The 11,393-nt window shown below is 73.0% G+C and carries 10 protein-coding genes and 2 pseudogenes; 2 read left to right on the top strand and 10 right to left on the bottom strand.

Annotated features, from left to right (window positions below):
• Positions 1-43: 43 nt before the first annotated feature.
• From JNW89_RS15285 to JNW89_RS15275, 3 genes and pseudogenes are all read right to left on the bottom strand, one after another.
• Positions 44-787 (bottom strand): ABC transporter ATP-binding protein, encoded by a 744-nt coding sequence (locus tag JNW89_RS15285; protein ID WP_154940058.1) that lies wholly within the window; start codon positions 785-787, stop codon positions 44-46.
• A gap of 1 nt (position 788) precedes the next feature.
• On the bottom strand, positions 789-1,616 hold the full coding sequence (locus JNW89_RS15280; RefSeq protein ID WP_179802872.1) for an ABC transporter permease: 828 nt from the start codon (positions 1,614-1,616) through the stop codon (positions 789-791).
• A 58-nt stretch (positions 1,617-1,674) separates the two neighbouring features.
• Positions 1,675-3,046, bottom strand: a pseudogene (locus tag JNW89_RS15275) (L-serine ammonia-lyase).
• A gap of 450 nt (positions 3,047-3,496) precedes the next feature.
• On the opposite strand from JNW89_RS15275, the gene JNW89_RS15270 reads away from it, so the two are divergent.
• The gene (locus tag JNW89_RS15270; RefSeq protein ID WP_154940064.1) at positions 3,497-3,700 is read left to right on the top strand and encodes a PspC domain-containing protein; all 204 of its coding nucleotides are present in this window, start codon (positions 3,497-3,499) and stop codon (positions 3,698-3,700) included.
• A gap of 59 nt (positions 3,701-3,759) precedes the next feature.
• Here the strand turns inward: JNW89_RS15270 and JNW89_RS15265 are convergent, their stop codons facing one another.
• From JNW89_RS15265 to pdxH, 7 genes are all read right to left on the bottom strand, one after another.
• Positions 3,760-4,527, bottom strand: a complete 768-nt coding sequence (locus JNW89_RS15265; protein WP_238449429.1) for a DUF4230 domain-containing protein — start codon at positions 4,525-4,527, stop codon at positions 3,760-3,762.
• Between the two features lie 98 nt (positions 4,528-4,625).
• A complete protein-coding gene (locus tag JNW89_RS15260; RefSeq protein ID WP_238449428.1) occupies positions 4,626-5,789 on the bottom strand; it encodes an acyl-CoA dehydrogenase family protein in 1,164 nt (387 codons plus the stop codon).
• Between the two features lie 32 nt (positions 5,790-5,821).
• Positions 5,822-6,127 carry a type II toxin-antitoxin system VapB family antitoxin gene (locus tag JNW89_RS15255; protein ID WP_154940070.1) on the bottom strand — a complete coding sequence of 102 codons (306 nt, stop codon included), beginning with the start codon at positions 6,125-6,127 and terminating at the stop codon, positions 5,822-5,824.
• Between the two features lie 179 nt (positions 6,128-6,306).
• Positions 6,307-6,909 (bottom strand): nitroreductase family protein, encoded by a 603-nt coding sequence (locus tag JNW89_RS15250; protein WP_238449427.1) that lies wholly within the window; start codon positions 6,907-6,909, stop codon positions 6,307-6,309.
• A gap of 11 nt (positions 6,910-6,920) precedes the next feature.
• Entirely contained in the window at positions 6,921-7,850 is a 930-nt protein-coding gene (locus JNW89_RS15245) for an aldose 1-epimerase family protein (protein ID WP_238449426.1), read from the bottom strand.
• Positions 7,851-7,990: 140 nt separating this feature from the next.
• A complete protein-coding gene (locus JNW89_RS15240) occupies positions 7,991-9,286 on the bottom strand; it encodes an MFS transporter (protein WP_238449425.1) in 1,296 nt (431 codons plus the stop codon).
• Complete coding sequence (gene pdxH, locus JNW89_RS15235; RefSeq protein ID WP_238449430.1) at positions 9,283-9,912, bottom strand: pyridoxamine 5'-phosphate oxidase; 630 nt, start codon at positions 9,910-9,912, stop codon at positions 9,283-9,285. Before pdxH ends, JNW89_RS15240 begins: the two co-directional genes overlap by 4 nt.
• Positions 9,913-10,185: 273 nt before the next feature.
• Here pdxH and JNW89_RS15230 point away from each other — a divergent pair.
• A pseudogene (locus JNW89_RS15230) lies at positions 10,186-11,288 on the top strand (citrate synthase 2).
• Positions 11,289-11,393: the final 105 nt, after the last annotated feature.

Genomic DNA, 11,393 nt, shown 5'->3' with positions numbered 1-11,393 from the left:
AGGCCCGCGGCCGGCGCACCGGCGGCGAGCACGATCGCGAGCGTCACCGCGGGACCGCGGCGTGGTACGCGTCGAGCGCCTCGGCGACCGTGCCGTCCACCGTCAGCCGCCCGCCGTCGAGGTAGAGCCCCCGACGGCAGAACCGGGTCAGGTCCTTCTCGTTGTGTGACACCAGCACCAAGGTGCGCCCCTCCGCGAGCAGTCGGTCGATCGTCGAATAGCACTTCTTGCGGAACTCCGCGTCGCCCACCGCGGTCACCTCGTCCATCAGCAGGATCGGGTGCGGCAGGTGGGAGATGATGGCGAACCCGAGCCGGACCTTCATCCCGGACGAGTAGTGCCGGACCGAGGTGTCGATGGCCCGCTCCACCTGCTCGCCGGCGAACGAGACGATGTCGTCGAAGTTCCGCTTCAGGTACGCCGACGACAGCCCGTGCAGGCCGCCGACGAGGTAAAGGTTCTCCCGCCCGGTGAGGTCGTTGGAGAAGCCGGCGGAGAGTTCCAGCAGCGGCGCGACGTCGCCGCGCACCCGGATCCGCCCCTCGTCGGGGATGAGCACCCCGGCGATCAGCCGCAGCAGGGTGCTCTTGCCGGTGCCGTTGCGCCCGATCACCCCGACCGTCTCGCCGGGCTCGACGGTGAAGGAGACGTCCCGCAGCGGCCAGAACTGCCCGGACGCGGCGCCCCGCCCGCCCCGGTGGATGAACAGCTCGCGCAGCCGCAACTGCCGCCGGCGGTTGCGGACGAAGCGGATACCGAGGCCCTCGGCCTCGATGATCGGCGCCACCTCACAGCTCCTTGAGCACGGCGGGTTCGAGCCGGCGGAACGCCCACCAGCCGGCGACCAGCAGCAGCAGGCTGCCGGCGACCGTGGTGGCCAGCAGCCGGGCGTCGGGGAACTCGTCCGGGTACCAGATCGCGTGCTGGAGCTGGAAGATGCCGACCAGGGGGTTGAGTTCGTAGCCGACCTTCACCCAGCCCGGCATCCCGGACTCCCGGACCAGGCTCAGCGGGTAGATGATCGGCGTGGCGTAGAAGAGCACCCGGATGATCAGCCGCATGAAGCGCTCGACGTCGCGCATCAGCACGTTGACCGCCGAGAGCAGCAGCGACAGCCCGACCAGCAGGGTGGCCTGCACCAGCACGGCGAGCGGCAGGGCGAGCAGCGACCAGCCGGGGTGGATCCTGCCGTGCGCGGCGTAGACGGCGGCGACGGCGAAGAGGATGGGCAGGCCCGCGACGTACTCGGCGAACCGGCCGGTGACCCGGCCGATCGGGAAGACCTGCCGGGGCACGTTCATCGTGGTGATCAGGCGGGACTGCCCGGTCAGCGCGTTGGTCGCCTCGCTCAGCGCCGAACTGGTCCACATCCAGGCGAAGATCCCGGTGATCAGGAAGAGGGGGTACGACTCGGCGGCCTGCCCGAGGTGCCGCTCGGTGTCGCCGGAGTAGAGCACGCCGAAGACGAAGAAGTAGATCGCGCCCATGCCGAGCGGCTCGATCAGCGACCAGAAGTAACCGAGCACCGACTGCTGGTACTTCACCGCGAGGTCCCGCTTGACCAGGATCCGCAGCGAGTTGCGGTGCGACCACAACGCCGCGACGCCAGCGGTCACCGTCGCCTCCCGCCTCCCAGGACGGACGACAGGTTAGCAGTCGGTGAACGAACGCCGGTCAGCACTCGATCACGTTGACGGCCAGGCCGCCGCGCGCCGTCTCCTTGTACTTGACCTTCATGTCGGCGCCCGTCTCCCGCATGGTCTTGATGACCTTGTCCAGCGAGACGGCGTGCACCCCGTCCCCACGCAGCGCCAGCCGGGCGGCGGTGATCGCCTTGATGCTAGCCACCGCGTTCCGCTCGATGCACGGGATCTGCACCAGCCCACCGACCGGGTCGCAGGTCAGCCCGAGGTTGTGCTCCATGCCGATCTCGGCGGCGTTCTCCACCTGCGCCGGCGTGCCACCGAGGGCCTCGGCCAGCCCGGCGGCGGCCATCGAGCAGGCCGAGCCGACCTCGCCCTGGCAGCCGACCTCGGCGCCGGAGATCGAGGCGTTCTCCTTGAACAGCACGCCGATCGCGCCGGCGGCCAGCAGGAAGCGGATCACCCCGTCGTCGCTGGCGTCCGGGGTGAACCGGGCGTAGTAGTGCAGCACCGCCGGGATGATGCCGGCCGCGCCGTTGGTGGGGGCGGTCACCACCCGACCGCCGGCGGCGTTCTCCTCGTTGACGGCGAGGGCGAAGAGCGTCACCCAGTCCATCGCGCGCAGCGGGTCGGTGGAGTCGGTCTCCGCCTCCAGGCTCCGGCGCAGCTCGGCGGCGCGGCGGCGGACCTTCAGCCCGCCGGGGAGGACGCCGCCGTGCTCGCAGCCGGCCGCCACGCACTCCTGCATCACCCGCCAGATCTCCAGCAGGCCGGCCCGCACGTCGGCCTCGCTGCGCCAGGAGCACTCGTTGGCCAGCATCACCTCGCTGATCGACAGCCCGGTCGCGGCGGTCACGTCGAGCAGCTCGGCGCCGGTGTAGAAGGGGTACCGCACCCGCGTCGTGTCGGGCTTGATCCGGTCCGCCCCGGCGGCCGCCTCGTCCACCACGAACCCGCCGCCCACCGAGTAGTAGGTACGGGCCCTGACCTGCGCCCCGGCGGCGTCGTAGGCCGCGAAGGTCATCCCGTTCGGGTGGTACGGCAGCGACCGGCGGCGGTGCAGCACCAGGTCCCGGTCCGGGTCGAAGTCGATCTCCTGCACGCCGAGCAGGTGCAGCCGGCCCTCGGCGCGGATCGCGGCGACCCGGGGGCCGACGGTGTCGGTGTCGACCGTCTCCGGCGCCTCGCCCTCCAGCCCGAGCAGCACGGCCCGGTCGCTGCCGTGGCCGTGCCCGGTGGCGCCGAGCGACCCGAACAGCTCGGCCTGGACCCGGACGACGTCGGCGAGCAGCCCGTCCCCCCTTCAACCCGGCGACGAACGTCCGCGCGGCCCGCATCGGGCCCACGGTGTGCGAGCTGGACGGCCCGATGCCGACGCTGAAAAGGTCGAAAACACTGATCATGGCTGCACTTTCCTCGCCGTCTCGCCCGGTGGTGCCGGGTCCGACCCGGGTTCCGCCCGCCGAGGTGTCCGGCGGCCGTCGGCACCGCCCGGGGTGGTGGGCGGCATCCGACCGGCGAGCCTACCCGCCCGCCGCACCTCCCGCCCTTCCGCCGCAGGTGACGACACATTCCGCCCACCTCCGCGACGCGGCGGGCCGCGTCCCCGCCCGGGGCGCGGCGCCGTTTGCGGCGTGTCGCGGTGACCGCCGCCCGGGCACACTGCGACACACCGCAAACCGTGCGGGCGGCGCGGCGGGAGGCAGGGGCGGTGGTGCATCGGGCGGGGCGGCGCGGGTAACCACCTACGGGTACGGGGCCGCCGGATCCGTCCTGCGACGGAGGGCGCGGTGGCCACCCCTCCCTACCGTTGGTTCCAGAGCGGCGGATCGCCGCAGAGTGGGAGTACGACGATGAGTCGCAAACTGGTCCGGCCCCGCGAGGGGCGCATGCTCGCCGGCGTCTGCGCCGGCCTGGCCCGCCGGTTCAACACCTCGGCGTTCATGATCCGGCTGCTGTTCCTGCTGTCGCTGCTGCTGCCCGGCACCCAGGTGATCGTCTACCTGGTGCTCTGGGTGCTGATGCCCAACGAGGACCGCGCCGCCACCCGCTACTGACCTCCCCCCACGGCAGCGCCCGCCCCGACATCTCGGGGCGGGCGCTGCCGGTTTCAGGGTCAGGGGGCGGCGTAGGTGACGGTGACCTTCTCGTAGCCGAGCGAGCGGAGCAGGCCCTCCAGCATCTTGCGGGTGTTCTCCTCGGCGCGCTGGGTCAGCCCGCTGTCGCGCGCCGCCGCGGTGATCCGTTCCTCGGCGAGCTGGTAGACCTGCTGCTGCCGGTTGGGGTCGCCGTTGACCAGCTCGCCGAGCCGGTTGAGCAGGCCGCGCTCCTCGGCGAAGACGTAGCTCTTCTGCAGGTCGAGGTTGGTCTTGCCGAGCTGCGGCGCCGGTAGCTTGATCTCGACGGACTTGCCGTCGGCGGACTCGACCACCGCCCCCTCGGAGATCTTGGTGAAGTCGACGTACGCCTCCACGCTGCCCGCCCCGACGAAGAGGGTCCGCTGCTTGAGCAGGAACTCGGGCACGTTGTTGCGGTCGTTCTGGAGGTCGACCACGACCTGGAAGTTGCCCTCGGCGGCGACGTAACGGCTGAGGTCCTGGATCGACTTGAGCAGCGGCGGCTGGCTGCGGTCGGTCTGCTCCTTGGCGAAGGGATTGCGGAAGTCGGGGAAGATCCCGGTCGCCTGGGCGCCGAGCAGCACCACCACCGCCAGCGCCGCCGCGCCCAGCACCATGAGCAGGCCCCGGGGGGCGGGCCCGCCGGAGGGCGCCGACCGGCCCGGCCACGGCGGGGAGGTGTCGTCCGACCGGGCCGGAAGGGTGTCGGCGGTCGGGTAGCCGGGAAACTCCCTGGTGGGCTCGTTGATGTCACCGTCGCGGGCCATGGCCCTCACCGTCCTCGTCAGACACGTCGTCTAGCTATGACGGTACGGGCCGGATACGACACCCGCGCGTCGAGCGACCCGATCGGGTGAAGCGCCGGTCAGGCGAAGGCGGAGACCCCGGTCAGCTTCTGCCCGATGACCAGTTGGTGGATCTCCGAGGTGCCCTCGTAGGTCAGCACGCTCTCCAGGTTGTTGGCGTGCCGCATCACCGGGTACTCGCCCGAGACGCCGTTCGCGCCGAGGATCGTCCGGCACTGGCGGGCGATCGCCAACGCCTCCCGCACGTTGTTCAGCTTGCCCACACTGACCTGCTCCGGGCGCAGCTTCCCGGCGTCGGCGAGCCGGCCCAGGTGCAGCGCCAGCAGGTAGCCCTTGTTCCACTCGACGGCCATGTCGGCGAGCTTGGCCTGGGTGAGCTGGAAGCCGGCCAGCGGCCGGCCGAACTGGGTCCGGGTGGTCGCGTAGTCCAGCGCCGTCGACAGGCAGTCGCGCGCCGCGCCGAGCGCGCCCCAGACGATGCCGTGCCGGGCCTCGGTCAGACAGCTCAGCGGGGCCTTCAGCCCGATCGCCCCGGGCAGCTGGGCGTCCGCCGGCAGCCGGACGTCGTCGAGGGCGATCTCGCCGGTCAGCGAGGCCCGCAGCGACATCTTCTGCCGGATCTCGCGGGCCGTCACCCCCGGCGTGTCCATGGGTACGGCGAAACCGCGTACCCCCTCGTCGGTGCGCGCCCAGATCACGCCGACCTCGGCGATCGGCGCGTTGGTGATCCACATCTTGGCGCCGTTGAGCACCCAGTCGTCGCCGTCGCGGCGGGCCCGGGTAGCCATCGAGGCCGGGTCGGAGCCGTGGTCGGGCTCGGTCAGGCCGAAGCAGCCGATCGCCTCGCCGGCCGCCATCGCCGGCAGCCAGCGCTGCTTCTGCTCCTCACTGCCGTAGCGCCAGATGGCGTACATGGCCAGCGAGCCCTGCACCGAGACGAGCGAGCGGATGCCGGAGTCGCCGGCCTCCAGCTCCAGGCAGGCCAGCCCGTACGCGACCGCCGAGGCGCCGGCGCAGCCGTACCCGGTCAGGTGCATGCCGAGCAGGCCGAGCTTGCCGAACTCCCGGGCCAGCTCGCGGGCCGGCACCTGGCCCTGCTCGTACCAGTCGGCGACGTGTGGGCGTACCCGGTCGTCGATGAGCTGGCGCACGACGGCGCGGATCTGCCGCTCCTCCTCGCCGAGGGAGGCATCCACGTCGAGCAGGTCCAGGGGTGCGGTCATGGGGGCCACCTTAACGAGTCGTCAGGAGGGCGTCATCCCTCCTGGCCGCCCAGCACCAGCACCCGGGCGTGGATCTGGTTGCGCTGCTGCAACGCCGCGCGCAGCGCGCGGTGCAGCCCGTCCTCCAGGTAGAGCCCGCCGTTCCACTGCACGACGTGCGGGAAGAGGTCGCCGTAGAAGGTCGAGTCCTCGGCGAGGAGCTTGTCCAGCGCCAACTCCCGCTTGGTGGTGATGAGCTGGTCCAGCCGCAGCGGGCGCGGCGGGATCTCCGCCCACTGCTTGAGCGTGAAGTTGTGCTCCGGGTACGGACGCCCGTCCCGGACCGCTCTGAAGATCACGGCACGCTCCCCTCCCCGTGGCCGGGCCGACCGACGGCGCGGAGCCGGGTCACGCCGTGGTGCCGCGCGGTGCGGCACCGATGACCGTGCCAGCCTAACCGCCTCCGCCACACTGCGTTTTACTCCCTCATGTCGGTTTCGCTACCGCCGGTACCCACTCGGGACCGCATGAACCACGCTCAACTCCACCGGCCGCGCCGGACCACCTCGCCGACCGGGCGACGCCCCCGACGCAGTGACGGTGACCGGTGGTCGGGCGCCCGGTAACCCACGGTGACCGCGCCGATCGGCTGGTACTCCTCGGGCACCCCGAACGCCTCCCGGTAGGCGTCCAGCCGCTGCGGCGGGATGCCGAAGAAGCAGGCCGCCAGCCCCTCGTCGACGGCGGTGAGCAGCATGAGCAGCGCGGCGAAGCCGGTGTCGACGTACCAGTAGGGCACCGGCCAGCGGTCCGCCGCCCGGTCCGCCCAGCCCTTGTCCGGCTCGGCGTACCGCTCCAGGTAGGCGGAGCGGTTGGCGTGCGGCACCACGATCAGCGGGGCCCGTCGCATCCCGGCCAGCCAGCGCTCCCGGCCACCGCCGCCCGGGGTGGCCGCCGTCCAGAACAACTCCCGGTCCTCCGGGGTCTCCAGCACCAGGAAGCCCCAGCCCTGCGCGAACCCGGCCGACGGCGCCCGCACCGCGTGGTCGAGCAGCCGGTCCACCACGTCCGGCGGGACGGGCCGGTCCGGGTCGTAGTTGCGCACCATCCGCCGTCGCCGGACGACCTCGCCGAACTCCATGCCCCCGCCGCTCAGACGCCGGGCCGCAGGCCCCAGGCGCCCTGCCAGGTGCCGCCGGGCTTCAGCGTGATCAGGTCCTTGCCGGAGCGGAACGCGTCCGCCGGGCAGGTCATCGGCTCCACCGCCACCGACCGCCGGTGCCGCTCCCCGGTCAGCGTGTCCCCGGTGAAGACCTGCCACCAACCGAACTCCCGGTCCGCCCAGATCTGGACCGCGGCGGACCCGTCCGGGGCGGCCAGGGTGACCGCCGAGCCCCCGTCGGCGTCCCGCACCAGGTCGCCGAAGGCCAGGTCGAGCACCGCGTCGCCGATCTGGCGGGGCTCGGTGAAGTCGTACTCGGTGCCGGCCACCGGCGTGGCGGCGATGGGGAGCAGGCGGCCGTCCAGCAGCACCCGGATCCGCCCCGGTACGCGAAGCGACACCTCGTCCACCGGCACGCCGGGCAGCCGCAGGTAGGGATGCATCGAGTAGCCGTACGGGGCGTCCTCCGCGCCGACGTTCGTCGCCTCGTGCTCGACCCGCAGGCCGTCCGCGCCGACGCTCCACCGGTTCCGCAGCCGCAGCGGCCACGGGTAGCCCGGGGTCGGCGGCAGGTCGTACCCGACGGTGACCGCGTCGGCGGACTGCTCGACCAGGTGCCACGACACCCAGTTGACCAGGCCGTGGATGGCGTTGCGCCGGGCCGGCTCGCTCAGGTCGAGCTGCAACGAGCGCTCCCCGAAGGTGTACTGCCCGTCGCGGATCCGGTTCGGCCAGGGTGCCAGCACCTGCCCGGCCGAGCCGGGGCAGATCTCGTCGGCGGCGTACCCGTCGACGTAGTCCACGCCGTCGTGCCGGTACGACCGCAGCCCACCGCCGACCTCGACGATGACCGCCTCGTGGCCGTCGGCGGCAATGGTCCACTGTGTCCCCGACGGCGGTCGGGTTCCGGCCTTCTCCATGTCAGGGGACCTTAGTCGCCCGCCCCCGCCCCCGTCGGACCCGCCGAGCCGCTTCCCGCCCAGCGGTCGCCCGGTCCGCCGCGACCCACCCGCCGGTGGGTCTCCGGGTTCTGCGCCACCGCCCGCACGCCCCGGACGGTTCAGTCCCGGTCGGCGGCCGGGGTGACCCGGTAGCGCAGCAGCGCCGGGAAGACCACCACCAGCGCGACGGCGAGCACCGCGGAGACCAGACCGCCGCCCACCCAGGCCACGCCGGTGCCGAACCCGGCCGCCACCGCGCCGGCGCGCAGGTCGCCCAGGCGCGGCCCGCCGGCGATGACCACCGTGTTGACGCCCTGGAGCCGGCCGCGCATCCGGTCCGGCGCGTAGACCAGCAGCATCGACTGCCGCAGCACTGCGCTGACCAGGTCGGACGCCCCGGCGAGGGCGAGCAGCAGCACCACCAGCCAGAGCTGGCGGGCCAGCCCGGCCGCGGCCACCGCGAGGCCCCAGCCGACCACCGCCACCACCAGCACCAGGCCCTGCCGGCGGAGCCGGCCGATCCAGCCGGAGGTGAGCCCACCGAGCATCGCGCCGAGCGAGATCGCGCCGTACAGCCAGCCGACCGCCGCGCCGCCGCCGAACCGCTCCTGGGCCACCTCGGGGAAGAGCGCCCGGGGCATGGCCAGGATCATCGCGATCAGGTCGATGGCGAACGAGAGCATCAGCACCGGCGTGGTGGCCAGGTAGCGAAGCCCGTCGACGATGCTGGCCAGGCCGGCCTTGCGGGGGCTGCCGTCGCCGTCCGGGTCCGGCTCGGGCGGCAGCGCCGGCATCCGCACGGTCGCCCAGACGGCGGCGGTGAACAGGACCATGTCCAGGCCGTACGCGATCGGCAGCGCGACGTCCGTCCGCCAGGTCGCGAGGATCAGCCCGGCCAGCAGCGGCCCGGCCACCGACGCGGCGGTGTACGTGGTGAAGTTCAGCGTGCTCGCGGCCGGCACCAGCTCGGCCGGGACGAGCCGGGGCAGGCTCGCCGTGCGGGCCGCCCCGCTGACCGCGAAGCCGACCGACTGGAGCGCCACCAGGGCCAGCAGCAGCACCGGGCTGCCCACCCGGAGCACCGCCTGCAGCAGCAGCGCCAGCATCGACGCCCAGAGCAGCGCCTGACTGACCAGCAGCACGCCCCGCCGGTCCCGGGCGTCGGCGACCGCCCCGCCCCACAGCCCGAAGACCAGCAGCGGCAGGAACGCGGCCACGCCGAGCAGGCCGACCCAGAACGAGTCCCGGGTCAGCGCGTACATCTCCACCGGCACGGCCACCGCCGTGAACTGGAAGCCGAGCATGGCGATGCCGCCGCCCAGCCAGATCCGCCGGAACTCCGGCACCGCCAGCGGACGCAGGTCGATCGCCCAGCGGCGCGCCCCGCGCGGCCGGGTCTCCTTGATCGCGGTCACGGGGCCAACCGCTCCACGATCCAGTCGCCGCCGTCGGCCCGGCGGAACCGCAGCCGGTCGTGCAGCCGGCTCACCCGGCCCTGCCAGAACTCCACCGACTCGGGCCGGACCCGGAAGCCGCCCCAGTGCGGGGGCGCGGGGATCTGCGCCACGTCGGCGAAGCGCGCCACCACCGCCTGGTACGCCTCGTCCAGCGCCGCCCGGTCGGGGATCACCCGGGACTGGGCGCTGGCCCAGGCGCCGAGCTGCGACCCGCGCGGCCGGCTGGCGAAGTACGCCTCGGTCTCCGCCCGGTCGACCCGCTCCACCGGACCGGCGACGACCACCTGTCGCTGCATCGGGAACCAGGGGAAGACCAGGCTGGCGTGCGGGTTGGCGGTCGCCTCGCCGCCCTTGCGCGAGGTGTAGTTGGTGTAGAAGACGAAGCCCTCCGGGTCGTAGCCCTTCAGCAGCACGGTGCGGCCGCTGGGGCGGCCGGCGGCGTCGGCGGTGCCGACGACCATCGCGTTCGGCTCGGGCAGCCCGGCGGCGACCGCGTCGGCGAACCAGCGGTCGAACTGGGTGTACCAGTCCGCGGCCAGATCAACCTCGGAAAGGCCCAGGTCGGCGGCGTACTCGTTACGCATGGCCGCCGGCGGCGGTGTGTCGCCCGTCACGTCGCTTCTCCCCCTCGTGGCGGCGCCCGCGTCCCCCGACGCTGGCCAGCCCCCACGAAAGAGTGTCACCGAGGGCGTGACGGCCTCCACCGGCGGGGATGTCACGTGCGGCACAGTCGCAGCGGGTCGCGCACTTGGTTACCGAGGGGGCAAGATGTCACGAAACCATCCCTGAGGGTCGCCTAAGGTCTGGGCCGGACTGAGCCCGCGGCGGGCGCACCGAGCCGGAAGCCAGGAGACGACATGTCTGACTTCAAACCGGGTCTGGAGGGCGTCGTAGCCTTCGAGACCGAGATCGCCGAACCGGACCGCGAGGGTGGCGCGCTGCGTTACCGCGGTGTCGACATCGAGGATCTGATCGGCCAGGTCTCCTTCGGCAACGTCTGGGCGCTGCTGGTCGACGGGCGGTTCGGCCCGGGCCTGCCGCCGGCCGAGCCGTTCCCGGTGCCGGTGCACTCCGGCGACATCCGCGTCGACGTGCAGTCCGCGGTCGCCATGCTGGCCCCGTACTGGGGGCTGGACCAGCTGCTGGACATCTCCGACGAGCAGGCCCGCGAGGACCTGGCCCGGGTCTCGGTCACCGCGCTGTCCTTCGTCGCCCAGTCGGCTCGCGGCCTCGGCCTGCCGGCCGTGCCGCAGAAGGAGATCGACAAGGCCGAGACGATCGTCGAGCGCTTCATGAAGCGCTGGCGCGGCGAGCCCGACCCGCGGCACGTCAAGGCCGTCGACGCGTACTTCATCTCGGCCGCCGAGCACGGCCTGAACGCCTCCACCTTCACCACCCGGATCGTCGCCTCCACCGGCGCCGACGCCGCGGCCTGCATCTCCTCCGGCATCGGCGCGCTCTCCGGCCCGCTGCACGGCGCGCCCCGAGCCGGTGCTGAGCATGCTCGAGGCGTCGAGCGCAGCGGCGACGCCGAGGGGTACGTCAAGGGCGTCCTCGACCGCGGCGAGCGGCTGATGGGCTTCGGCCACCGGGTCTACCGGGCCGAGGACCCGCGCGCCCGCGTGCTGCGCCGGACCGCCAAGGAGCTGGGCGCGCCGCGCTTCGAGATCGCCGAGGCGCTGGAGAAGGCCGCGCTGGCCGAGCTCCAGGCCCGCCGCCCGGACCGGGTGCTCGCCACCAACGTCGAGTTCTGGTCGGCCGTGGTGCTGGACTTCGCCGAGGTGCCCGCGCACATGTTCACCTCGATGTTCACCTGCGCCCGGATGGGCGGCTGGAGCGCACACATCCTGGAGCAGAAGAAGCTCCAGCGGCTGGTCCGGCCGTCCGCCCGCTACGTCGGGCCGGCAGCCGCAAGCCCAGCCAGGTCGAGGGCTGGGACGCCATCCCGCACGGCGTCTGATCCCCGTCTCCAGCTTCCTGCGCTTCTTCTCCTGCTTGCGCATCCGCAGCTCCCGCTCGGAGGGCTTGCGCTTGATCGCCACCCCGCCCCAGAGGGCGAACCCGC

It is taken from the genome of Micromonospora sp. 4G55 (assembly GCF_016803375.1).
Note: the sequence above shows the minus strand (reverse complement) of the source record. Positions and strands in the feature narration are given on the sequence as shown.